At 39.5% G+C, this 25071-nt stretch carries 21 protein-coding genes; 1 reads left to right on the plus strand and 20 read right to left on the minus strand.

Annotated elements, in window-relative coordinates; translation table 11 throughout:
- Nucleotides 1–112: 112 nt before the first annotated feature.
- The 7 genes from O3607_RS03720 to moaC form a co-directional block, all read right to left on the minus strand.
- On the minus strand, nt 113–835 hold the full coding sequence (locus O3607_RS03720; protein WP_039969029.1) for a DUF4198 domain-containing protein: 723 nt from the start codon (nt 833–835) through the stop codon (nt 113–115).
- A gap of 270 nt (nt 836–1105) precedes the next feature.
- Nucleotides 1106–2917, minus strand: a complete 1812-nt coding sequence (gene typA, locus O3607_RS03725; RefSeq protein ID WP_005385769.1) for a translational GTPase TypA — start codon at nt 2915–2917, stop codon at nt 1106–1108.
- A gap of 194 nt (nt 2918–3111) precedes the next feature.
- Nucleotides 3112–4077 (minus strand): epoxyqueuosine reductase, encoded by a 966-nt coding sequence (locus O3607_RS03730; protein ID WP_024065731.1) that lies wholly within the window; start codon nt 4075–4077, stop codon nt 3112–3114.
- Between the two features lie 137 nt (nt 4078–4214).
- Nucleotides 4215–5147, minus strand: a complete 933-nt coding sequence (murB, locus tag O3607_RS03735; protein WP_060924058.1) for a UDP-N-acetylmuramate dehydrogenase — start codon at nt 5145–5147, stop codon at nt 4215–4217.
- Nucleotides 5119–5487, minus strand: a complete 369-nt coding sequence (locus O3607_RS03740) for a YlbF family regulator (RefSeq protein ID WP_295212438.1) — start codon at nt 5485–5487, stop codon at nt 5119–5121. The genes murB and O3607_RS03740 overlap by 29 nt, the downstream gene beginning before the upstream one ends.
- Nucleotides 5488–5591: 104 nt before the next feature.
- The gene (gene trmL, locus O3607_RS03745; protein ID WP_005385766.1) at nt 5592–6077 is read right to left on the minus strand and encodes a tRNA (uridine(34)/cytosine(34)/5-carboxymethylaminomethyluridine(34)-2'-O)-methyltransferase TrmL; all 486 of its coding nucleotides are present in this window, start codon (nt 6075–6077) and stop codon (nt 5592–5594) included.
- 28 nt (nt 6078–6105) lie between these two features.
- The gene (moaC, locus tag O3607_RS03750) at nt 6106–6618 is read right to left on the minus strand and encodes a cyclic pyranopterin monophosphate synthase MoaC (protein ID WP_295212435.1); all 513 of its coding nucleotides are present in this window, start codon (nt 6616–6618) and stop codon (nt 6106–6108) included.
- A gap of 108 nt (nt 6619–6726) precedes the next feature.
- Here moaC and O3607_RS03755 point away from each other — a divergent pair, with 108 nt between their 5' ends.
- Nucleotides 6727–7404, plus strand: a complete 678-nt coding sequence (locus O3607_RS03755; RefSeq protein WP_371443337.1) for a metal-dependent hydrolase — start codon at nt 6727–6729, stop codon at nt 7402–7404.
- A gap of 124 nt (nt 7405–7528) precedes the next feature.
- On the opposite strand, the gene O3607_RS03760 is transcribed toward O3607_RS03755, so the two are convergent.
- From O3607_RS03760 to O3607_RS03820, 13 genes are all read right to left on the minus strand, one after another.
- Nucleotides 7529–9172 carry a VWA-like domain-containing protein gene (locus tag O3607_RS03760; RefSeq protein ID WP_371443354.1) on the minus strand — a complete coding sequence of 548 codons (1644 nt, stop codon included), beginning with the start codon at nt 9170–9172 and terminating at the stop codon, nt 7529–7531.
- Between the two features lie 135 nt (nt 9173–9307).
- Nucleotides 9308–10408 (minus strand): AAA family ATPase, encoded by a 1101-nt coding sequence (locus O3607_RS03765; protein WP_005385758.1) that lies wholly within the window; start codon nt 10406–10408, stop codon nt 9308–9310.
- Nucleotides 10409–10421: 13 nt separating this feature from the next.
- A complete protein-coding gene (locus O3607_RS03770) occupies nt 10422–11228 on the minus strand; it encodes a hypothetical protein (protein WP_227721221.1) in 807 nt (268 codons plus the stop codon).
- Nucleotides 11229–11341: 113 nt separating this feature from the next.
- Nucleotides 11342–11992, minus strand: coding sequence for a TrkA family potassium uptake protein (locus tag O3607_RS03775; protein ID WP_005385754.1), 651 nt, complete (start codon nt 11990–11992; stop codon nt 11342–11344).
- A 34-nt stretch (nt 11993–12026) separates the two neighbouring features.
- The gene (locus O3607_RS03780; protein ID WP_371443338.1) at nt 12027–13388 is read right to left on the minus strand and encodes a TrkH family potassium uptake protein; all 1362 of its coding nucleotides are present in this window, start codon (nt 13386–13388) and stop codon (nt 12027–12029) included.
- Between the two features lie 10 nt (nt 13389–13398).
- Entirely contained in the window at nt 13399–14415 is a 1017-nt protein-coding gene (locus O3607_RS03785; RefSeq protein ID WP_371443339.1) for a carbohydrate kinase family protein, read from the minus strand.
- 320 nt (nt 14416–14735) lie between these two features.
- A complete protein-coding gene (hutW, locus tag O3607_RS03790; protein WP_371443340.1) occupies nt 14736–16376 on the minus strand; it encodes a heme anaerobic degradation radical SAM methyltransferase ChuW/HutW in 1641 nt (546 codons plus the stop codon).
- Between the two features lie 19 nt (nt 16377–16395).
- Nucleotides 16396–16914, minus strand: coding sequence for a flavodoxin family protein (locus O3607_RS03795; protein ID WP_371443341.1), 519 nt, complete (start codon nt 16912–16914; stop codon nt 16396–16398).
- A 45-nt stretch (nt 16915–16959) separates the two neighbouring features.
- The gene (locus O3607_RS03800; RefSeq protein WP_371443342.1) at nt 16960–17754 is read right to left on the minus strand and encodes an energy transducer TonB; all 795 of its coding nucleotides are present in this window, start codon (nt 17752–17754) and stop codon (nt 16960–16962) included.
- A gap of 2 nt (nt 17755–17756) precedes the next feature.
- Entirely contained in the window at nt 17757–18164 is a 408-nt protein-coding gene (locus O3607_RS03805; RefSeq protein ID WP_039969325.1) for a biopolymer transporter ExbD, read from the minus strand.
- Nucleotides 18165–18166: 2 nt separating this feature from the next.
- Nucleotides 18167–18784, minus strand: coding sequence for a MotA/TolQ/ExbB proton channel family protein (locus tag O3607_RS03810; RefSeq protein ID WP_371443343.1), 618 nt, complete (start codon nt 18782–18784; stop codon nt 18167–18169).
- A gap of 35 nt (nt 18785–18819) precedes the next feature.
- Nucleotides 18820–23907, minus strand: coding sequence for a TonB-dependent receptor domain-containing protein (locus O3607_RS03815; protein ID WP_371443344.1), 5088 nt, complete (start codon nt 23905–23907; stop codon nt 18820–18822).
- Between the two features lie 272 nt (nt 23908–24179).
- Nucleotides 24180–25070 (minus strand): helix-turn-helix domain-containing protein, encoded by an 891-nt coding sequence (locus O3607_RS03820; RefSeq protein ID WP_371443345.1) that lies wholly within the window; start codon nt 25068–25070, stop codon nt 24180–24182.
- Between the last annotated feature and the right edge of the window lies 1 nt (nt 25071).

The raw sequence follows: 25071 nt of genomic DNA on the forward strand, positions 1-25071 counted from the left end.
CAGAACACATTTACATTTTTATTTGCTCAAAAATATAAAAAGACCCCCTTAGTCCAACTAAGGAGGTCTTCTATTAACTCACACACTCGGTAAGTACTAAAATTACTAATTATTATTCTTCAGGAGAAATAAGGAAGGACAATGCACTAAAGTATTTATTTTGTTCCCCTTTAGTTTGTGTAGGGAATGCAACTTCAACACCTACTACATTTAAGCCATCTGCTGTAACAGCTACAGTAGCTTTACCATTTTCATCGGCTTTAGCTTCACCAGTTAAATCATTTACTAAATCTTTGATAAGAGGTGCATTCGCATATGGTTTACCATCTTTAAACACTTGGATTTCATAGGTATCACCTTTTCTTAATGTCAATGGATTAACAGAAGGTACAATTTGAATAAATGCATTCTTATCTACAAATGGTTTTGCTTGTGCATTCCAGTAATGAACATCATATTTGATAGCATGTGTACTCTTAACCGCACCAGGAACTTCGGTGATTGGTTTATGAATTGTTTTACCATCTTTAGTCTTAGTCCAGTAGCCATAATCGAAATTAGTTACAGTTACACCAAGATCTGCTGGTGGAACAATAGCTATATTTTTTTCATGCTTCACAACTTGTACTGGAATTTGTTTGCCTTGTACATCATATGCAGTAATATTTTTTACCATATCTGCACTATAAGCATTATCTACAGGACCCTCACCTAATACAAGTACTTTTTCATCTGTACGGTTAGCGAAGAACACACCATGTGCATCAACAGAAGAGCATACACAGCCTGCAGCTAAACCTACAGCAAATAAAGAAGCTAGAATTTTCTTATTCATAAGAACCTCCATAATCAATAACTTGTTTCAACAAACTTGATATTATTATACAGCCTTCCATACGTTTAGTATATACCAATACCCCTATAGCTTAGTTAATATGCGGAGTTAGTATATACAACCATTTGTATACGAATCTAGCATTAATGATAAAATTATCATCAACTTTTCATAAGGATATAATATATAGGAATATGTTATAAAAATTTTATAATTTCGACAACAAAAACGACGCCCCCATAGGAGCGTCGTTTTATATCACTAAGGATATTATTTTTTGTTTTTAGCAGCTTTCGCACGTGCGTTACGATCAAGGATTGTTTTACGCATACGAATGCTTTCAGGTGTTACTTCAACGAGTTCGTCATCGTTAATCCACTCAAGAGCTTGTTCCAAGGAGAAGATACGAGGTGGAGTCAAGCGTACTGCTTCGTCAGAGGAGCTAGAACGCATGTTAGTAACGTGTTTTTTCTTACATGGGTTAACATCCATATCAAGTTCACGAGTGTTTTCACCAATAACTTGGCCTGCGTACACGTCTTGGTTAGGACCAACGAACAGTGTACCGCGATCTTGAACAGAGTTCAAGCCATATGGAGTAGTTTCGCCATTTTCAAATGCTACCAAGGCACCGCGTGTACGGGAAGGAATTTCGCCTTTGTATGGTGCATAACCATGGAATACATGGTTCATGATACCATTACCTTTTGTAGCTGTTAAGAATTGTGCACGGAAACCGATCAAACCACGTGCAGGAATTACGAATTCCATGCGAAGGTAACCAGCTAACTCAACCATGTTAGTCAATTCAGCTTTACGTTGACCAAGATTTTCCATTACAGTACCCATGAATTCTTGAGGTACGTCAATAGTCAATGCTTCTAATGGTTCGCACAATTTGTCGTTAATAGTTTTGAAAATTACGCGAGGTTTACCTACTTGTAATTCATAGCCTTCACGACGCATAGTTTCGATTAATACAGCCAAATGCAATTCGCCACGGCCAGATACTTTGAAAGCATCTGCAGAATCAGTTTCTTCTACCTTCATAGAAACGTTAGTTTCTACTTCGCGGAACAAACGATCACGTAAGTGACGGGATGTAACGAATTCACCTTCACGGCCTGCGAATGGAGAGTTATTTACGGAGAATACCATGGACAATGTTGGTTCGTCGATGGAAATGGATGGCAATGCTTCAGGATTTTCAGCATCTGCTACTGTTTCGCCGATATTGATATCGTCGATACCAGCGAACGCAATGATATCACCCATTTCAGCTTCGTCAGTTTCAACACGGTTCAAGCCATTGTATGTATATACACGACCGATTTTCGCTTTACGAGTGCTTTCACCAGTCATGATAGCCACTTGTTGGTTAGGTTTCATTTTACCGCGAACGATACGGCCTACTGCGATTTTACCGATGAAGTTATCGTAATCAAGTGTAGTAACCATGAATTGAAGAGGACCTTCCAAATCACCTTGTGGTGCAGGAATTTCTTCGATCAATGTTTCAAACAATGGTTCCATATTTACAGCTTCGTCATCCCAGTTAGTTTTAGCCACACCAGCACGAGCAGATGCGTATACTACAGGGAAATCTAGTTGGTCATCATCAGCTTCAAGTTCCATGAACAATTCAAGTACTTCATCTTCAACCTCTTTAACGCGTTGGTCAGGACGGTCAATTTTGTTGATAACAACGATTGGTTTCAACTTTTGTTCTAAAGCTTTACGCAAAACGTATTTAGTTTGAGGCATTGGACCTTCGTAAGCATCTACGAGAAGCAATACGCCGTCAACCATGTTAAGTACACGTTCTACTTCGCCGCCGAAGTCAGCATGGCCTGGAGTATCAACGATGTTGATTTTAATGCCATCATGCATAACAGCAGTGTTTTTAGACAAAATAGTAATACCGCGTTCACGTTCCAAGTCGTTGGAGTCCATTACGCGTTCTGCTACTTTTTCATTTTCACGGAACACATGGCTTTGTTTTAATAACGCGTCCACCAAAGTAGTTTTACCATGGTCAACGTGGGCGATAATCGCTACATTACGAAGATTTTCGCGAATCATAAGATCCTCCCTTTAATTCCTTTAGTATATTCTATATCACATAGCACTTGTAAAAGTAGCTATGTAGGTATATTCCCAAAATTGGCAACACTTAATTATAACGTAGTCTATAGAAAAAAGTCAAAGAAGTACAGGATTTCTAATCATGGCAATTTCTACATTTGATTATACTTTTGACTCATCTTATAGGCCCATCATTGTTTTTGCCACCTATTTTTGTATTCTATAGCCCGCTTAGCAGATTTACGCAACAATGGAATTTGTTCATTCGTTAAATGAAAACAGAATTTAGGAATCATTTGTTCTATAATCTCTTCATCAGAGGCTTTCAAAATAAATTCTGGCTGTAGTATAGGTTCCAATTCATCAAGTCCAGGATAGTCTTTCCCGATGCTCCAATCATGATTCTTATTAAATGGGCACGAGTCTTGGCAATTATCACAACCTATAATCCACTCTTCCAACATATCCTCTGTCACACCTTCTGGCAAATTACCATCACCAAAGGTATTGATAAAAGATACACAGGTTAATGGGTTCATTGTAAACGGTGCAGATAAAGATTTTGTCTTACAACCTTGCTGACATAAGTTACAAGAATCTGGGCACGGAGGAATATCCGTATCATGAATATATTCACAAGACTTATCTATTAAATAGGCTACTAATTCATAATTAGAACCTTTAGGACCATAAAAGAAATTATTTTTTCTATAAATTCCAAGGCCCGCGGCTACAGAAGCGGGACGCAGAGGGACAACACCAGCTGGCTTTGCGGTTTCACCACCAATATATTGAATATTTTGACTCTGTAACCATGTTTCAAAAGATTGTCTCCGTTTAAATTCAACACCATCAGGGATATTACTTAAAGATAATAGTAATCCTTTTGCATATCGATTCTGTAGCGAAGCAGGAAACTTATAATTTCCAAAATACTCGGTACAAACTACTATGGATTGTGCCCAATGATAATTTTCTTTTAATGCTAGAAAAGCTTTACTATGAGCATATACATCTTCACTTTCAGGTACATCTTCTAAACGCTTCGTCAACCGATCTTTATAAAAATCAAGTGCATCAAGAGGCACTATACCACAACTATCATAGCCACATGCTAGCGCTTTATCATGAATCTCTCGTGCCAATAAAGTATTCATATCATCGCCTCCTAAACATAGATTAACTATATAGTTATCATACTCTTTTACAGATTATAAAAAAAGATTTCTTATGAGTCCATCCTCCCGAAAAAGTAATGATACATAAGAAATCTTGTATTAATATTTAGTTTGTATTAATCTTCACCAATCATACGTACTTCTGGCTCCAGATGTACACCATGTTGATCATATACGCGTTTTTGTACTTCTTTAATAAGATCAAGTACATCTTTAGCTTTAGCATTGCCAGTGTTGATAACAAAACCAGCATGCTTATGAGATACTTGTGCATCACCAACAGATAACCCTTTAAGACCTGTTTGTTCAATCAAAGTACCTGCAAAATACCCTGGTGGGCGCTTAAAGGTTGAACCCGCACTAGCATACTCTAAAGGTTGTTTAGATTCGCGCTTTTCTGTGAGCTCATCCATGCGAGCCTTAATAGCGTCCTTATCACCAGGTTGTAACGTCATAATAACCTCTCCAATAACCTCATGATTATCATGGAATACGCTATGACGATATCCAAAATCTAAGTGAGATGCATCGTACTCCTTAATATTGCCCTCAAAGTCTACAGCTAGTACTGAAGTGACCACATGGCTCATTTCCCCGTCATAAGCACCTGCATTCATAAATACAGCACCACCAAGTGTACCTGGAATACCAATGGCAAATTCAAGGCCAGATAGTCCGTTTTCCCAAGCAAATTCAGAAGCATCTTTTAACATATAACCAGAACCAATGCATAATACATTATCATTGCAATCCATGATTTGTGTCATATGTCGAACCGATACGACAGCACCGCGAATACCACCATCTTTCACCAAAATATTGGAGCCGCAACCAATAATAGTTACAGGCACTTGTAATTCGTGAATATTGCGTAGCGTAAAGCTCAACTCATCCATCGTCGTAGGTTCAATAAATAAATCAGCAGGACCACCAATTTTAAATGTCGTATGATGACAAAGCAGTTCCTGTTCTCGTACACGTGTACTAGGTAATTTCTCTAATAAGGCTTCTTTTAAGTCCTTAATGTTTTGGTTGTTGTTGTTCGCCATGATCTAACACTTTCATCCCCTCAGTGATTGGTTCGCTAATGATTTTATAAATATCATTAGAGATTTGGCTCCAACGCATTTGTGCTTGTAAATAAGCAGCCGCTGCAGCACTTTCTTGAATTTGAGGCATCAATTCCTCTTGTTTCTTTTGCAATTCATCAGCTTCTGGTGCACCAGACAACTTTGCGTATTCCCATTGCATTTGTTGTGCCATAAATGTGCGTACCAACGCCGCTGCTACTGCGTCAGCTTTCAAAGCTTCTTGAGCTGCCATTAATTCTTTGTACTCTTCGGATTCACGCATAGCGTGAGCTAAATCATGAGCTTTATCGTAGTTCATAATATCCTCCTCCAACAACACCTGTCAAAATACTACCTCTCATGTAGATTGGGTAGGATTTCTAATACATATTTATTTTATATATCTCAATGGTGAAAGTATATTTATTTAGGTTGAATCCAGTTGCCTTCGGCTTTAAGATCTGGATAATCAAGTTGGCGCATAGCTTCATACGCAATAATGGCTACTGCGTTAGATAAGTTTAGAGAACGCGCCTCATCTACCATTGGTATGCGAATACATGTTTCTTCAACACCTTCTAATAAGCTTTCAGGCAAGCCTCTTGATTCAGGGCCAAATACAAGCATATCCCCGATTTCATACTTTACCTCGGAGTGGGTATGCTTTGCTTTTGTAGTAGCGTAGAAATATCTGCGATCAGGATATTTCGCATACAATTCTTGAATATTTTCATGTACCTGTACATCTACCAAATGCCAATAATCGAGACCAGCTCGTTTCACGTGCTTATCGTCGATAGAAAAGCCAAGTGGTTTGATAAGATGTAGGGTCATGTGATTAGCTGCGCATAAACGTGCTATATTTCCTGTATTGCCAGGGATTTCTGGCTCATAAAGTACTATTTCCATTTTCGTTCCCCTATTCTTTATATCTATATTATTCTACAAAGGAACGCACAAAATGTCCACTTTTCCCGCCTTCTTTTTCTACGAGGTATGTAGGGCCCATAATCATGCCTTTATCAATGGCCTTACACATATCGTATACGGTGAGCAAGCCCACTTGTACAGCTGTAAGGGCCTCCATTTCAACGCCCGTTTTTCCAGTAGTCTTAACGATGGCACGTACCTTGACGGCCTTGTTATGATTTTCATCAGTGCAAGCAGGGCTTTCACCATCTACTAAAGAGCAGTGAACCTCAACCTTTGTGAGCGCTAATGGATGACAAAGAGGAATGAGATTGCTCGTTTGCTTAGCCCCCATGATAGCAGCTAGTTGCGCAACACTAAGGACATCGCCTTTTTTTATAGTACCTGAAGCAATGCGCTCATAAATTGCATCATTGATTGCTATGAATCCTTCTGCGATAGCTGTGCGAGATGTGACATCCTTATCGGATACATCCACCATCCAAGCATTACCATCTTGATCAAAATGTGTTAAATCCATACTATATCCTTACTAATTATGCATAAATTATCATCAATAGTTTTATTTTCATTAGTTATATTATACAATAGAATTAAGATTTATATGTATAAGGAAGGAAGTGTTCCTATGAAAACAAAACTAACTTATTTCGGTCATGCTTGCTTTATGCTAACACGCGGTGATGTGTCCATGATTTTCGACCCATTCTTAACAGGTAATACATGGGATATCGCAAAAAAAGAAGATATCAAATGCCAATATATCTTTGTCAGCCATGGTCACGATGACCACTATGGCGATACAGATTTCATTGCTAAAGCAAATGATGCGCTCGTTATCTCTACGGCTGAGGTAGCAGGTAAAGCAGCAGCTGCTGGTTGTCGTACACACGCTATGCATTTAGGCGGTAAATTTGACTTTGAATTCGGTTCTGTTCGCATAGTACCAGCCTTCCACGGTGCTGGTATCCCTGGTGGTCATGCAGCAGGTTGTATCGTAGATTTCTATGGAGATATTGTATACTTCGCAGGTGATACAGCACTCTTTAGCGATATGAAATTGTTGAATCGCTTTGGCGATATTGACTACGCTTTACTTCCTATCGGCGATAACTTCACGATGGGCGTTGAAGATGCAGCACTTGCAGCCTCTTATGTAAAAGCGCGTATCTCTATTCCAATTCACTACCAAACATGGCCTGTTATCGATCGTGAACCAGGTGTATTTACAAGCTTAGTTGAAGGCAAATATAATCAAACAGCCCTCATTATCGATCCAGGTTCCTCTATCGAGCTCAATAACTAAAATAAAAAATAACATCTACGTAGAAATGACGCAATTCTAAGGAATTGCGTCATTTTTATATGCTTTTATAAACACATCTCTAGGTTAAACCAAAATATATCAATACTCACCTTTATAAAGCAGCCTAAACCTCTTGGTTAGCCATAGAAAAGCCACTACGACTAGACATACGTACAAATTCATCTATATCTTGTGTTTCATCTACACCCACATAACCTAGTTCACGAACCATGCCATACGGATTATGAAGAGATAGTTGAGGCTTTTCCCCTGTAAGAACCCATAAAACCTTATACCCTTTCGGAGCCTCTCGTAATCGTTCCTCGCCTTTGCCATCCGTGAAGTAAACTAATAAATCCACACGGTTTTGATTAGCTAAAGAAAATACTGGCGAGAAAGCTGTTGCACCGCGCACATCAAGGCGAGGCTTTACATCTTTTACTGATTCCATCGTATAAGTACGGCGCACCTCATTATCACATTCTACAACGGTGATGCGATGGTTATAGGCATGTACAATCTGCAGTACTTGTTCTAACGCGTTCGTAAACTCTGCATCGGTAATACTACCACTCATATCGAGAGCAACCCATACATTAGCCTTATGTTGACGCAAGGTACCAGACAACTCCAAGCGCTCAGGTTGACGACGATTGCGACGCATCGTCGTTTTTTTGTACCCACTTGCTACCTTGCCCATGAGCTTTTTAAGGTAGAAATACCACGGAAGAGCACGACGTGTCTTTTGGAAGGTATCGATGAGACTCTTCACATACCCTTCCATATCCCCCTTTGAGGCTTCGTTGATATAGCGCTCCGTAATTTGGTCCATCGTATCCGTATCAATGGAATCAGATTCATCCCAAATATCATGGCTAGTTTGAGGGTCAAACTCCATAGCTACAGCTGTATCAGAATTATCTACGGGTACAAAGAGTTCAGGCTTTTCCTTCATCGCCTTATCGATGGCCTTGGCGTAATACTCAATGGTACGGAATCGTTTGAGCATCAATCCAAAACGTTCATTTACATTGGCTACAGTAATCGCATCACGATCAACATGTTCTAAGTAGTCATTTACAACCATATCCATCGCCATATGTACGGCCGTTTTATTAAAACTTTGACTCAATGTTTTTACACGCATCAAATGTGCAGAAATAATATGAAGAATTTCACGCTTAATGCCATCCTTCATAACATCTGGTGGCTGGCGTAGTAAGATAAAAGGATTTACATATAATACATAGCCACCTTGTTTTAAGTTAATACCGAAGGCACTGGTCATATCAAAACGAATACGATGAGCCATTTGTAAATAGAAGTAACCAAAGAATTGGTCCTCTTCAAGGAGTAAGCTATTTACATCATGCAAAATATTCCATAATCGTTGCTCAAAGGCAGGTGTCATAACGGCTTGTTGCATTACCGCAAAATCGGTGCCTTCAATTTGTATCTCATCTAAGGCGCGTCCTATGGTCCCTATATGACTATCAGACATATTATGGTTCATCAAGTCCGCCGCTATGCGTTCTGGTTCCATGCTATGATGTTGCTCTTCATAACTATCTACATAGGCTTCGTAGGCAGCATAGATTTGCGTGTACAAGGCCTCTGCTTCACGATGAATACGTTCCCGTTTTGCATGCCAACGATCGAGAGCCTCGATGGCCTTCTCATCATAGGAACCTGTTTTCTCCCACCCGTCTATATGAGTGAGTAAATCAGAGGCGTCGCGAATATCATCTTTATCTAAATTTCGTTGCATCATTCCACCTCCTTTTTCGTTTAACATCAGATTTTATGTATATCATGTTTTATATATTGGTTATTGTATCCCCAATCATTCGCTAAATTTCTTTATCCATATAGACAGCTTCATTTAGTTAACTATGGAGCAGAACTATTTTTGTGCTTCAAAGAAGGTATCGATGAACAAGTCATCTTCAATGGCATAAGCGAAAACACGTTCGTATGTGTTACGCAAGTCTTTCATAACTGCTACGCGTAGATCACCTGGATACAATGTAAGGAATTCAATGAAGTGATGAACTTCTTCGGCATTGCTATTGCGGTTTAAACGATGCAACATATTTTTAGCCGCTACGTATAAGCGTGTTGGACTTTCACCTTTAACCTGTTCAGCCATAGACATAATGGCCCCTGGCTTTTGAACCGCCACCAATACATCATCAAAGGTAATAAGTGGTTCTTGGTCTGACTCGATAAAGTTTACAAACGCCTCGGCAATGAGTTTACCTACATTACCGCGGATAACATTCATAAATACATCGCGACTATAGGCTGAATCTTCTTGGTTTTTATAAATCGTATACAGGCCAGATACGCGTTCAAAGGAGCGTGGTGTCGCATCAATATCATCTTCATGTCGTTGATTTAAATACTCTGGATAGGAAGAAATGAATTCGATAACTTTTTCCTCAATACCAGCACTTATAGCCCAGTCAATCCATTGCATATAATCAGCATTCATATAGAGCCATACAAAACGGTTTTGTTGTGCCGGGTCCATGTCGATAGTTTGGTAGTCAAAAGAATCCTCAGGGTTCATAGCGGCGATGATACGCACTTGATCACTTAAAGAGAAGCCATTGATTTCACGATTCAAGATAAGATTCATTAACTCCTGTTGTACTGCATGTTCAGCACGGTTAATTTCATCGATAAACAGTAATACTTGACGACCTTTATCCACAGCTTGAGCCACATGTTCCAACGTATGATGTACAGCATACACTGTAGTCTTTACAGAATGTGTGTTACCACGACCATCTGTATGTGTTACAGATTCTACAGTTGGTAAACCACCAATTTCACCTTCTTTTAAAAGATTTCCATCAATGGTTACCAATTCCCAGTCATGCACAGTAGCTACGCGTGCCGCAAGAGATGTTTTACCAATGCCCGTTTCACCAACGAGCAAAGGCACTTGATTAGCAGCAAGCACTAATTCTACACTTGCCATTGTATCTATAAAGTTCATTGTGTCTCCATTTCTAATACTTCAAATATTCACTGACTGCAATTTTCTTAACAGCCCTAGTTCCATAAGCGTCTATAAGTGACAATAGGTCGATATGCCATTTAGATTGGCGACCACCGATAGCTTGGTTGTTAATCAATTCACGAATATAGTCTTCATCAGCTGTATCACTAGAGATGGCGCTAATGATGATCGATTTAATTTCGTCCACAGTGACACCTAAATTATTTGGTATATACCCTAGTGTGGCAGCACTTACACCAAATAGGTGCAATGCCAAGTCCTTTGTAAGCTTTGTAATTTGCCGCATCGCTTGAGAATCTTGTTTAACTGCTGCTTCTAATACGGCTACGCTAGGCTCATCAATATAACGTAATGCCAAGTAGTTCTCTTTAACCGCTTGCAATTGTACGGCTTCACTAGGCGCCTTAATATATTGCAAAGCATCATAGTTAGACTTTACAGCTTCTAACTGCAGTGCTTCAGATGGATTTGCAATATAGCGAATAGCCCACCCAGATTGATTGAGTGCACATTGAACAACTGCATCAGATGGGGTATCGATATATTCTAAAACAGCCCAATCTTTTTCCACCAAGGCCTGTAATAGTTCTTCTGTAGGATGTTCCACGAATTGTATGGCTCGTGGTGATTGTGAAAGCGCCGTTTCAATAACCTTTTCGGTAGGTTCTTTAATGTATTGCAACAACATGCCATTTTGAGCTACGCAGGTAAGTTGCATTGCTTCTGTAGGGTTTGGAATATTCCGAATTCCATGGGGGTTATTGGTCAGCGCCGTTATGTATTGTTCTTCTGTCATACTAACCTTCATTTCTATTTAAAAAGGCCATACGAATACGTATGGCCTATACTGAATTCTATTTTTATTGTATCACATTTTTTCGATATAATTATATCTCTTTCGTATACTTACTACACCGTTAATGCATCTAAATCAGAATTATTCCCAATTACTAATAATTTATCATCTTCACCGAGAATGGTAATTGGGTTTGGTGGAACTTCTAAATCTTCACCGCGTCTTATGCCTACTGCATTAAGATTATATTTCTCACGCAAATTAGAATCCTTTAAATTAGATCCTACCAAGAATGTTGGCACCTTAATTTCTATGAGACTAATATTTTTAGATAGTTGTAAATAATCCATCACATGGTCTCTAGTTAAAAACTGTACAAGGCGTAATGCCATATCGTATTCAGGGTAAATCACTTGATCTACACCTATTTTATGAAGCATTTTGCCTTGTATATTATTTTCAGCCTTGGCCACAATTTTAGGTGCATTTAATTCTTTAAGAAGCATAGCTGTCATTAAATTAGCTTGAAGATTTCCACCTATAGCCACAATAACCATATCAAACTGGCTTAGGGCCAATTCTTTGATTGCCTCTTCATCAGTTGTATCTGCAACTATAGCATGTGTTATAAATGGCGAAATTTTCTGTACAACTTCTGGATCAATATCTACACCTAATACCTCATGCTCCATGGAAGCTAACATCTTGGCAACAGTGCCACCAAATTGACCAAGACCTATTACTGCTATCGTTTTATGTTTCATATATGACCTCTTTTATATTCAATCTAATCTATTTTTATAACAATACACGCTCTTCTGCATAGCTAATTGGTTTAGTCGGTGCCGTTCTTAGCGCCCAAGTACCAATAACAGTCATAACCCCTACACGACCTGTAAACATAACAAACATCAACACCCATTTACTACTTTCAGATAAATTAGGTGTAATACCCGTTGTAAGACCTACGGTCCCAAAGGCAGAAGTTACCTCAAAAAGCAGTCGAATAAAGTCATATGGCTCATCCCAAGCCAAATAACAAGTAGCAAATAAAACAAAAAGGATAGATAAAAAGATTATCCCATTTGCCTTAAGTACAGTAATCAACGAAATACGACGTTCAAAAACCTCTGTATCAGGACGGTTATTAAATAATGTACGCGCTGCTAGAAAAGCGACGGCAATAGTACTAATCTTAACACCGCCCCCTGTAGAGTTAGGACCTGCCCCAATAAACATAAAAATGATGGTAATAAACAGTGTAATTGGATGTAAATCATTATAATCTACAGTTGCAATCCCCGCTGTACGAGGTGTAATCGATTGAAACAGAGATGCCATGACCTTGTTCCATATAGGTAAAGGGCCAAACGTTTTGGGATTCGCCCACTCAACCCCCAAGAAAATAATAGTTCCTAAAAGGATGAGCGCCGTTGTACCAACTAACATTATTTTTGTATGTAGTTTTAAATCTACAAATCGTCGTAGCTTGCGATGCGACCAAATATCAAATGTTGCGAGATAACCAAAACCACCTATTACAATAAGGGCCATTGTATTCATATTAAATAATACATCGCCCACCATAGCATAAGGTAGATCATTATCAAAGAATATAAATCCTGCATTACAAAAGCTAGAAATAGATTGCATAATCCCCGTATATAAAGCAGCATCACCAATATAGGGATATAGCTGAATGGTATAGATAATGCCCCCAATTATTTCGACACAGAAGGTATAAATGGTTAGCTTCTTCGTAATGTGTAGAAGCCCTTTCATACCATCTTGCCCTACATCTTCTGACAAAAGCACGCGATTTTTCAGACCTACACGTCGCCCTAATACTAGAGCAATAATAGTGGTAAAGGAAACAATCCCCAAACCACCTAATTGGATAAGGATTACCATGACGATTTTGCCAAACAAGGACCAATGATGATAGGTATCTACTGTTGACAATCCAGTTACAGAAACACAAGATACTGCGGTAAAAGCTGCATCTACAAGCGTTGTACTATGACCTTGAGCATTTGATATGGGCAACATGAGTAATATCGTCCCTATAGTCATGGTAGCAAAAAAGCTAAGGGCTAATAGGCGATAAGGATTTTGTTGCATATATTGCTGAACTTGATTTTTTGAAGTATTTTTCCACATAACTGTAGTCCTATCCTATTAGTTCCTGCACTGACTTTAACGTTGGTAGTGGACTGCGCCCGCCTATGCCTTGTGTATTTAAAGAAGCTACTGCAGATGCAAAAATAGCGGCCTTCTCTAAATCGGAATGTGCACAAGCTTTGAGCAACTCTACAGCATGTATAGATGCACGGTCATGCTTAGTCGTCGAAGTTGTGTCTTGCCCCTTCATATGATTAATTGTATGTACTAAATTAGCTAAAAAAGCACCATGGAAACTATCCCCCGCACCTGTAGTATCCACTACAGATTCTTGTGGGAATGGTTTACATCGATAAGATGTTCCATCAGGCCAAACAAAATAACTGCCATTAGCACCATCTGTAACGCCAGCAATACATGCACCTCGTTCATGAATGATACAACAAGCCTCTTCTAAATTAGTTGTGCCCGTATATTTTTCAGCATAATCACGAGCTACGATAACGATATGACTGGCTTCAGTAATAGGCTTCATGTCTTCATCGTAACGCTGAGCACCACCATCTAAAGAAATGATAGTGCCTACCTCTTTTGCAACGGCCATAGCAGAGCGCATGAGTTGGCGATGTCGACCATTGATATGCAGAATATAGGCAGATCCTATGAGCTGCTTATGGGTATCTAAAAACTCAGGCTCAGTTGCAGTAGACCGTTCAAAAAATACAGCACGCTCACCAGTACTCTGTTTTACGAGGATTGTTGCCACACCACTGTTAGCACCGCTTTCAACTTGAATTGCCTCTGTATTAACATTGTATTTTTCAAAGTCATCTAATATATGACGACCTACCATGTCATCACCAATGCTATCAATCATTGCGGTACGGGCACCATATTTTCCTGCCACCGCTAGTGCTGTAGCCACTGGCCCACCACCATCTGTAGTAGACGATACGACTTGTTGTACCTCACGGCCTGTAGGATAATGATCGACGACGATAAATCGATCTAATGTACTGGCACCTATGCCAACAATATCTATATGTTTTTGAGGAAATGTACTCATACTAATCTCCTAACTCCGAAAACATAACTATTCATACAACAATTATACTCTGGTTGTTCTTTGAATATAGTGTATCTATTCTATATGGTATCAAGCACTATATACTTTTAAGTTCTATACATTTTACAGTTTTATTCTTTCTTATAGTGTTATTACTTCTTATAGTTACAGAATACCTTTCACCTTATAAAAAGTAAACCCCAGACCATGGTCTGGGGCTACTTTGTAGTACAAAGTGTACTGTATGTCACGTAGTTTGTCTTATTTAGTATATGTTGTGTGTGAGAAAGGTTGTTAGATATAAGGTGTAATATAACAAGTTAAGACATCATACGTTCCATCATATATTCAATTTCATCAGCACTCAAATTGTACATAGCCTGTACCATTCGCTCTGCTGACTCACCAGATGCACCACTTTTCGCAATTTCTGCTTTTGCCTTAGCTATAAGGGCTTCCTTGCGTTGTGCTTCGGAATCTTCATCTGTTGGTACGGAAATATTAGCTTTACCTTGACCAATACCACGTACCTCTTGATTAGGATTATCTTTAGATGTTGTTTTCGTATCTTGGGCGGCCACCGCTTCCATAGCGAAGGAGTTTTTACCAGTCATGATATACTCCACAGCTTCCAAGGTACTTTGTGTAAGGTTAACAGTCCAGAATTCACCAGCTGCAGTCAATTTATAAAGTAACCCATTGTAAGCTACAAGACCACGTTCTTCCCATAATTCATAGAGCCAGTTTAATTCTTCTAGTCTTGGATTTAGTGTTACCAAACTCATAATATTGAGGAACCCTTGTTCAAGTTGGCTTACCACTTGATTTACGACGGGTTGTAACTCACTTTGTTTCATAAGAGCCATAAATGGTTTTTCACCGCGGCTAACCATATCTTCGTATGGCTTTAATGCACGATGTAACATCATACCGTACCCATCCACATTACCACCGGCACCGCTACCAAATGGGAACATAGGCACGCCCGCTTTAGCCAAGATATTATACAAGCTACGTTCACGATTGTTTGCACTCCAGTGAGCAGCGCTTAATCGACGATAGGAACGCTCATCAAGGTACTTACGACCAAATTCGAACATATCCCCTTGCATTGCTGTCGTCGCAGCAGCTGGCACCTTACCGTTTGCAATATCTTTATTAAGATCACTGCCATCAAATACGTTCAATTGATATAGGTCAGCACCATCTACGCCAGAGATTACTAAATCAGCTAGATCTTGTTCCCAAACCTCCATAGTTTGACCAGGCAAACCATAGATTAAGTCGATAACAACAGAACATTGACCATAGGCTTTCAACGCAGCCAGCCGTTCTAATACGGTTTCTTTCGTATCTAGACGGCCTACCATTTGACGAACTTCTGTGTTGAAAGATTGTACACCAATAGACATGCGGTTTACGCCGTTTGCCATCCACACATCGAGCTTTTCAGGAATCAAATCGTGAATACGGCCTTCTAAGGTAAGCTCATAATCGTTAGCTAGTGGCAAATATTCTTTAATTGCTTTTAGCAATCGTTCAGAGTTTGCTGGAGATAACGATGTTGGTGTACCACCGCCAATAAATAGGGCGTGGATTAATCCATCTTTTAATCTTGGACGCTCACTAGCTAGTTTTAACTCGCTAACAAGACCATCAATATATTGGTCCTCTACGTTTTGACTCGTACCGTTTTGGAAGAAGCCACAATATGTGCATTTAGTCTTACAAAACGGAATGTGAATATAGGCGCATTGCATTTCACCCTTTTTCGGTGTGCCATTCATTAAGGTATCCCAAACGGCTTGTGTTTCCTTTGGCGAAACTAAGGTGCCATTTAGCCCTGCATGAACAACCCGTTTATGAGGGAATGCACCACTCATCGGATTATCGCATTCTAAACCTAATTGTAGATTGCGTTGTTTCTCCGGAATGGATTCAAAGAAACTTGCTAAACTCATACTCCAATCCCCTTTCAGTTTAGGCTTGCAACTTTGCAAGTACAGATTTCGTAAATTCTTTTGCATTTGCAAAGTCTTGTTCGTCTGGATGCGTTTCAGCCGCTTTATGTAAGGCATCGCGTTCAGGGCTTTGACCATGAGTAGATCCAGGTGGGAACATTTTATACATCATTTCGATGACTTTTGGATCAATTTTACCTTGGCATACGAAGCCATCTACAAGGGATTCCTTATTTTGTAATAATTCAGATGCTTTTTCAATACTTTCACGAGCATGATCAGAATCTGCATACATACCTAATGTGGCAAAGAATACGATATTAGGATTTGTTAGGGTTTCAATCAATTTTGCAGCCTCTTTATTTGCTGTACCGCGGTCTACCCAGAAACCTACGAAAACATTGTCATAATCAGCTAAATTCTCAGGCGCCTCTTTTACAGGAACGCAAGGCGTACCTTCAGGCATAACGGAAGCCATTGCTTCCGCTACGCTTTTAGTATTTCCCGTGAGGGAAGAATATAAAATAATGGATTTCATAATTATCTCCTTTAATTCATAGATAGGTCTATTACATAGATACTTCTATTCATCTTCATCATCAGATGATTCATGACCTCTAAACTCAACTGGTACCTTGATATCGATATCTGCTCCAGTTGGATTTTTATATGGTGTTGCGGCCACTACGGCAGACATTGCCGCATCATTGAATATTTCATTTGTAGAATATACGATACTTTGTCCAATAAGACTACCATTTGTATCAAGTGTTACTTGTACAGTCACATCGCCTTGTAATTTTCTTTTTAAAGCCATGGAAGGCATTTGTGCATTATCTTGCACTCTTGCACGGAATCCTTCTACATCAAATGCAGCTTTCACTGTACCATGACCGTCACCTTTACCAGTGCCGTCACCCTTACCATTCCCCTGACCTTGGCCATCACCATTGCCAGTGCCATCACCTGTACCGTTTCCACCGCCAGAGCCGCCACCATGTCCGGGGCCGGAACCACCTGTGGAATTATCACCAGAGGTATTACCTTTATGTTCGCCGCCTTTCGGGGGTACATCTACTGCATCAGGAATATCTCTTGCAGTAGATGGATCAACATTTGCTACAACAGCCTTTGTTCTTGCCGCTACTTCATCAGCCGATAATGGTTTAGGGAATAGGTCTGACCTGTTTCCGCCACCACCGCCGGCATGACCACTGCCGCCATCATCGAGCACACTTTGTGTGAGGTCGATTTCATAAGTTTCCATGTCTTGAATTGCTGGAACCACTACGAAAAAGATTACGGCAATAAATAGAGCAATAAGATGAACTATGGCGGATATAATGGCTGCTTTTTTCCATGATATGCCTAGTCCCATAGCTATCCTTTCTGTTCAGCTGCAATAGCCAAGCGTTTAACACCAGATTGTTTTAGCATATCCATAATCGCTACTACTTGACCATGAGCTGCACGTTTGTCGGCTTGTAAGATAACACTAGCGTTAGGATTTTCTTGAATCCGTTGTTTAATCATAGCTTCTGCTTGATCAATACTCATTGGATTGTTATCAATTGTAATATGCCCTTCCGCATCAAGTGTAAATACAACTGGTAACTGAGCCGGTGCAGATGCACTAGTAGCTTGTGGTAATTGTACAGATAATGCTTTTTGAGCCACTGTTTGTAAGCTATTCATCATGAAGAATACCAACAAGAAGAAGATAATATCAATCATTGGGATAATCATGAATTCAGGCTTTGTTTTCATACGAAAGCTTTGTAAGTTCATAATCATTTCCACCCTTCTCGCTTAGCGCTAACAATGCTAACACACATATTTTCAATTTGGTTAATGATAGCATCCAAACGATGACTGAATACTGTATATACAATAAAGGCCATGATGGCTACGCACAAACCAGATGCTGTAGCGATGAGGGCTTCACCAACACCACCAGTAATAGCAGATGCGCCCGCACCGGAGTCGAGGATACTGAAAGAACCAATCATACCTGTTACTGTACCTAATAGGCCCAATAATGGAGAGATTGTAACGGTAGCACTGAGATAGTCCATATATTTACGGAAGCCTACTGCGTCTACGCCCATTTGGTCAGCAAAGGCTGTTTTCATAGCTTCCTCGCTAGAAGCATTATGTAAACCTGCTTCTGCAATACGGCTTGCAATAGATGGGTTTTCTTTGATTACTTTATCAATTTCTGCCCAATTTTGTAATTTTGCTAGTTCATTGACTGCATGGGTAACAACGAAAGTTTTACCGGCATATTTGTGATAGTAGAAAGCTCGTTCTACAGCGATAGCGATAACCATGAAAGACAAGAGTAATAATGGATACATTACATATCCGCCGCTATGAAACAAGTGAATGACATAATTTAAGTTTTCCATATTAGTAACCTTTCTGCCTGTTTACAGACTGAACATTAGAACCTGTAGGTCCCTTGAATTCTTGTATAATCGCCTAACTTAAAGCTTTCACTACCATATAACGTATCTCGTTTATTAGTGCCCTTCGCATCGAATGTGTAGAATGCCTCAAGGAGTAAATCCTTGCGAGGCACATAGCCAGCACCGAATGTAAAGCTACGAATACCGTCGAGATAACGATCCGGTACTGCGCCAGTACCATTGCCACCAAAGAAGGAGCCATGTTCAAAGTATTTGTAATCGATGAACGCATTCCAAGATTTAGGAATATCTAGGTCGGCACGACCAATGTCGAGACGAGCCATCCAGAAGTGTGGTGTACCACCCATTTGATGACCTTTAAGAGCAAAGTCGGCTGTGCCACGTTCGTGTTGGTATATAGTACTACCATTTAAATAACGGCCCAAGTTGGAACGGTTTTGGCCGTAATCGACTGTAACAGATGCATTCGCACCTAATTGATATTTAGCGCCAATACCGAATATATGAGCTACATTGGAGAAGCTATATTCATCATTACCGTTGCCATTTGCATTTAGGTATGTATGCGTTTTACCGCCAAAGGAGCGTAAATACCACGCTTGTAAGCCAAGACGAGAGCCTATTTGTTTCTTGTATTGAACAAAGGCAGCTTTATCAATAGCTGGTACAGTATCTTTTTCAAGAACTACCCCTTCTGTTTGAATCAAGTTGCCAATGATCTTACCAATCGCTTCACGTGGTAATTTGTTTTCAGACTCTGCATCATGTACAACCTTTTCAAGATTATACATATAGTTGAACAATGCATTTGGCATGCCCCAACCATAGTAAGAACTACCTTCACCCCAATCATTGGAGGACATTGTAAAGTTCTTTTTGTAAATCGCATCTTTAGCATCATAATCACTAAATACATAACTACCACTATCGTATTTATACGTTTTAGCACCCAAGTAACCAGTGAACTCATAATCACTAGCTGGCTGTCCATAGTAATCATAAGATTGTTTGAACGTGCCATCTGGCTGTTTAACCCAAACCACATCAAGCTCACTATTGTTATAGTTGCTCCAGTTATCTGTAGCATTATATTTAGCAATTTCTGCTACGGATTGATTGATCTCGTCACCATGTTTTTCAACATAACCTTTAGGGTTTACTAAAGCATCTTTATTGTCAGTAGACACGATAAGACCTTTAGCCTTTTCTTTTAAGTATTCAGGGTATAAAGAAGAGTTCACATTATACATAATGTCCCCGGTCTTATAGAGTTTTTCCCCTGTATTCTTATTAGTGATTTCATACATTGCATAACCACCAGATGGAATATCGAGGGAGAATTTCTTCTCAGCCATATCTGTAGGGTATGCCTTAGTAAGAATATCTTGTAAGCGGCTCATCACTTGAGCTTGTTTTTGTTGTGTTTCTACGAGCTTAGCATTTGCCTTTTCAATCTCTTGATCGCGATTTGGATTGCTCCAGCTAAGATTTAATGTAGCTTTATAAGCTTCATATTCATCTTGTAATCCTTTTAGCTGTTGATAGAAGTAAATGCTATCTGTCTTACCTTTGTAAGTAGAATCATAAATACCATTAGGACTATCTGGTGCCGCCGTATCTTCACTAGATTTTTTCTCACCATCAGAACCAGTTTTAGTAGCACTTTCAATATCGTATGGGAATTCATCGCGATTAATACCGATTAACTCAGCCGCTGTTGGCGGTCTGTAAATAACTTCATGTACTGCGTGAGTATAGGCAGAATCAGTAATACCTGTATTATGTTTGAAAGTACCAACACCGATACGAACTTGAGAGTCGTGACCATTCCAAACGGCACGAACACCATCATAGGATTGACCGAACCAATATCCACTCGCACCCATAGGCTCAGTTAAGCGGCCCACAGATACGTCCCATTTTTTTACGCGTCTTGTGAGATCCACGGTATCGATTCGTTGATGGTTAAAGCCTTTAGAATCAGATTGAGTCCAGCTTGTATCTACACCACTCATGCCAGTCGCACTGCCGATAACTTTGAGGTTTGTAAACTCATTAAGACGTGCATCAAAGCCAAGTCGTAAGCGTTGTTCAAAGCTATGACGATTAGCATCGTACATATTTGCTTTGGCAGAACCAATAGCAGAGTTCGCTCTAAATGGAGATTGTGGTCTATTAGAGCCGTCATGTGCCATCCAGCGCGCTCTGTAATCGCCAACTAATGTAACACCACGTTCTTTTGTGGTATCAAAATCAGAACGAATAAAGTCAGTTAAACGAACTACATCTGCTACATTTTGTACACCAGATTCAGCATTTACTACTTCGCCATTAGCGCCATTAGGTGTATTGGCCCCTACTGCATTAACAGTTGTGCCATCCTTGGATTTGCCGATTGCTGTAGTTTTGCTGCTATCACCACCACCGAATTTAAGGTTAACGCCCACACGATATACCCGTTCTTGTGTAGCACGATCATCATCGCGATGATTAAAGATATTGTTGATACCAAAGTACATCATGGCATTTTTATTGAATCGTTTTTGAACCATTACATTCCAAATGCCAAATGTTTTCTTTTCATAAGTTTGCTTATTATAAACGCCTGCATCACCAGACAAGATATCTGGCCAGTAGTTACCGCCATTATTTAGTGTATTACTATCAAGCATATTGATATAGTAATCACCCCAGATGGAACCATTCCAACCGGATTTAGGATTGTCATAAGTAATACCGATGTCAACTTTGTGCATTGGTTTATCAAGCAATTGACGAGGCATACTTGGATCGCTCTTGTTGATGGCATGCAAGTATGTATAACCTAACTTACCAGACCAATATTTGCCGAACTTTTGTTGTACTTCCGCTTGAACACCTGTGATTTCTGCTTTACCAATATTTTTAAAGCTGTAAATCATATCTGGGGCCCGTTGGTACTTCGCATCGCCTTTGAGGTATGGCGCAAAGTCCATGAAGTCCCCTGTGAAGTACACAGACATATAGTTCTTGATGCGGTTGTGGAATACACCTACGCGCGCATAAGTATTTTTATTTTCACCTTCCAAGCTCATATCAAAGTTGACTGATTTTTCAGGTTTTAAATTAGGATTACCCGCCCAGTACCAACCGAGTTTTGCTACCCCAATCCCTACAGGGTTAGAAGCGTACATTTCCCAGTTATACCATAATTCACCCATACCAGGCTCTGTATAACCAGTACCAACATTGGCTTTAAATCTACGGTGTGTATTGCCCTTTACGTTATAGGTCATCCCCAAGGACGCAGACAAATTAGAACCAAATAGACTACTATTATCAAAGCGAAGAATTGGAGATAAGGTTAAATTCTTATTCACCTGCCAAGTATCAGAAACATAAGCATTTAACTTTCGAATCGTACCGCTACCAGTTGTTAACCGTTGATCACGGCTACGATATTCTTCTAAGAAGGCTTTACCATTGAGCTTAGGTGCTTTTTTACGCATTTCCGGATCATTGGATTCGCCATACTTAAAGTAATCCCCTACGATATTGGCACGTGTAGCAGATAATACAGGATTTTCTGCTTTTAAACGATCTTCCAAAACTTTATAACGAGCTTTAAACTCATCCGTTACAGGTTGATTATTAGGGGATGTACTAGACCAATCACTTAATCGGCTTTCAGATAAACCATAATTTATATAGTCATCGTATGTAATGCCTGGTTTTTGAGCATCTGTTTCGGCGCCATAGTATTCATAATCCATATCCCATTGTGGCATACCGCCACCGGAATTGATGAACTTGTAGTCGTGGATGTGAGAATATACCTTAATACTGTTATCGCCTTTACGTCTTACAAGACGGTCTAGTTTATCTACAAGCAAGCTCTTATCATAGTCCCATGGATCGATGTACATAGTGCTTGTATTAGGAGAGCTCTTCAATCGGCTACCAGAACCTTCTTCGCGAGCATAGCTCACGCCGTAACTAAGCAGATGATTTTTATTGAGCTGTGTATTCGCATTAGCTCGAATGTCTAATTGACGGTGATCGATATTATCGATATAGCGCAACTCATTGGAGCCTTCATAAGCAGAACGACCAGTATAACTAATGAGGGCTACGTCATATTCTTTGATGCGGGAGTAGTTAGTTTCAACCGTCCAGTCACTTTTACCAGCTCGAGAGGACCATTGCAAGTTTGCCGTATTACGATCTGCAGTACGTTTAAAGTGTTGTTGAGGCTCTAAGTCGGAGTCAGAGTGTTTAACATCGCGTACAAGATCTTCTGTATAACGGTTGAGACGCATTTCAAATTTATTTTTATCGTTTGCATCATAAGTTGCTACAAGACCGATATCGGCCGCATCACCATAGTAACGAAGTACATTTGGTTTGAAGTTATGCTTAGCATAATCAAAAGCCATACCGGAGTCACGACGTTTAACGGATGCTAAAACAGGCATAAGATCACGTTTACTACCAGATAAACCAACCTTTAATTTCCCCATTTGACCAGAGTCGGCACGAATGAAAAAGTTTTGGTATGGGAACGCATCACCATCGCTTTTACGACGCATACCTTCTGCATTCAATTGTAAGGTTGGTTTCTTTTGTGCTTTTTTGGTGATGATATTAACGACACCACCTATAGCATCAGAGCCGTATTTAGCACTGGCAGCACCTTGAATAACTTCTATACGTTCAACATTTTCTGTACCTAGCCGTTGGACTTCGTCTGCTGCACCAGAGTACTTATCAAAATCGCCGAGTACGGGTTGACCATCTACAAGGATCAGTGTGTGACGCGCTTCGGCACCGCGGATGGATACACCAACACGGCCCATAGCATCAACGGTTCTAGATACACCTGTTTGAGTAAATATAATATCTTCGACGGACTTCGCCTGTTTCTTTTCAATCTCTTTCTTAGTAATGATTTGCACTTGCTGTGAGTTCAATTTTGCTTCTTCTTCTGCCCATGTTCCTTTAACATGAACAACATCCGTAGTAACAGTCGCATTCCCCGCCCACACTACAAGCGGTGCACTAAGCCACAAGGCAACTGCACTAGACAGAATAATGCTGCGTTTTACATGTCCCCACCGGTTCATTGTGCCCTCCTCAATTTCTAACTAACCATATGTTTTGTATCTCATACACAAAATAAAAAAGATACACTCTACCAACATATAATGACATTGAATATCATTTACATTTTAATGTTAGCAAAGTGTATCTTGCATATCTACTCCGAAAAGACCAAAAATATACATTTCGGACAATATTAAGTTTTATAACCTACTCGTTCTAAGCCTTAAACACTTATATTTTAAATATTACTAACACTATAATGCATGCCTTGGTTTAGTTGGGCTTAAGGTATTTATACTTTACGATAATCACTAGGCGTTACACCTGTGGCCTCTTTGAATGCACTAGTAAATTTACTACCATTCTCGTAGCCTACGGCATTAGCAATTTCTAAAATAGATTGATCTGACTCTTGAAGCAAGTGCTTAGCTGCATTAATACGACATTCCTTTAAATAGTGATGGATTGTCGTACCATATACCCCTTTAAAACAACGCTTTAATGTTGATGTAGGAATATCAAATTGGTCAGACAAGGAATCTATGGTTATCCGTTTCATAAACTGTGTAGATATATATTCATTAACAGCTTTTACAATATCTACTTGTTGTTTACGATAGGAGCTTCTCTTTTCATGATTAGTTGTAGAAATAATAGATAATAATAAGAAAATTTCAATAACTTTTAATTTAAAATAGTGCCCTTTAATTTGATCAGGCACTTTATATAAACTAGAAAAAATCTGACGAACAGATTCCGTCTCTTCCATCATCATACCAAATTCAGATTGCTCACAAAATCGATTTGCTAGCTGAGTTAAATCAATACGGGTCTCAGTAACAAGAGTATCTAAAATAGGCTGAGCTTTTTCAACATCTACTAATAATACAACTCCTTTAAAAAGCTTAGTAGGGAAATAATTTTCATGTTGATAATTAGAGCTAATATGCCAGCCTAAAGACATATCCCCTGGTCCCATATATAAATATTCACCAGAGGTAAACTTACACTCTATACGCCCCTCTTCACAATGATTTATGGCAAATGTCTTAGTATGTGATTTAGCATAAAATTGAATCGTTTCTTGCTTCACATCAAGGAACATTAAATCGATACCATCAAACACCTTATGTCTCGATATAGACGTCCCTGCATGTGATATTGCATGATTATGTGGATTCATA

Origin of the sequence: Veillonella sp. 20925_1_51, from assembly GCF_041431445.1 — a bacterium.
Classification (GTDB): domain Bacteria; phylum Bacillota; class Negativicutes; order Veillonellales; family Veillonellaceae; genus Veillonella; species Veillonella nakazawae.

Bases quoted from the DNA above. Each gene is read 5' to 3' on its own strand.
- O3607_RS03720 (WP_039969029.1), bottom strand. From the start codon at position 835: ATGAATAAGAAAATTCTAGCTTCTTTATTTGCTGTAGGTTTAGCTGCA.
- typA (WP_005385769.1), bottom strand. From the start codon at position 2,917: ATGATTCGCGAAAATCTTCGTAATGTAGCGATTATCGCCCACGTTGAC.
- O3607_RS03730 (WP_024065731.1), bottom strand. From the start codon at position 4,077: ATGAATACTTTATTGGCACGAGAGATTCATGATAAAGCGCTAGCATGT.
- murB (WP_060924058.1), bottom strand. From the start codon at position 5,147: ATGGCGAACAACAACAACCAAAACATTAAGGACTTAAAAGAAGCCTTA.
- O3607_RS03740 (WP_295212438.1), bottom strand. From the start codon at position 5,487: ATGAACTACGATAAAGCTCATGATTTAGCTCACGCTATGCGTGAATCC.
- trmL (WP_005385766.1), bottom strand. From the start codon at position 6,077: ATGGAAATAGTACTTTATGAGCCAGAAATCCCTGGCAATACAGGAAAT.
- moaC (WP_295212435.1), bottom strand. From the start codon at position 6,618: ATGGATTTAACACATTTTGATCAAGATGGTAATGCTTGGATGGTGGAT.
- O3607_RS03755 (WP_371443337.1), top strand. From the start codon at position 6,727: ATGAAAACAAAACTAACTTATTTCGGTCATGCTTGCTTTATGCTAACA.
- O3607_RS03760 (WP_371443354.1), bottom strand. From the start codon at position 9,172: ATGCAACGAAATTTAGATAAAGATGATATTCGCGACGCCTCTGATTTA.
- O3607_RS03765 (WP_005385758.1), bottom strand. From the start codon at position 10,408: ATGAACTTTATAGATACAATGGCAAGTGTAGAATTAGTGCTTGCTGCT.
- O3607_RS03770 (WP_227721221.1), bottom strand. From the start codon at position 11,228: ATGACAGAAGAACAATACATAACGGCGCTGACCAATAACCCCCATGGA.
- O3607_RS03775 (WP_005385754.1), bottom strand. From the start codon at position 11,992: ATGAAACATAAAACGATAGCAGTAATAGGTCTTGGTCAATTTGGTGGC.
- O3607_RS03780 (WP_371443338.1), bottom strand. From the start codon at position 13,388: ATGTGGAAAAATACTTCAAAAAATCAAGTTCAGCAATATATGCAACAA.
- O3607_RS03785 (WP_371443339.1), bottom strand. From the start codon at position 14,415: ATGAGTACATTTCCTCAAAAACATATAGATATTGTTGGCATAGGTGCC.
- hutW (WP_371443340.1), bottom strand. From the start codon at position 16,376: ATGAGTTTAGCAAGTTTCTTTGAATCCATTCCGGAGAAACAACGCAAT.
- O3607_RS03795 (WP_371443341.1), bottom strand. From the start codon at position 16,914: ATGAAATCCATTATTTTATATTCTTCCCTCACGGGAAATACTAAAAGC.
- O3607_RS03800 (WP_371443342.1), bottom strand. From the start codon at position 17,754: ATGGGACTAGGCATATCATGGAAAAAAGCAGCCATTATATCCGCCATA.
- O3607_RS03805 (WP_039969325.1), bottom strand. From the start codon at position 18,164: ATGAACTTACAAAGCTTTCGTATGAAAACAAAGCCTGAATTCATGATT.
- O3607_RS03810 (WP_371443343.1), bottom strand. From the start codon at position 18,784: ATGGAAAACTTAAATTATGTCATTCACTTGTTTCATAGCGGCGGATAT.
- O3607_RS03815 (WP_371443344.1), bottom strand. From the start codon at position 23,907: ATGAACCGGTGGGGACATGTAAAACGCAGCATTATTCTGTCTAGTGCA.
- O3607_RS03820 (WP_371443345.1), bottom strand. From the start codon at position 25,070: ATGAATCCACATAATCATGCAATATCACATGCAGGGACGTCTATATCG.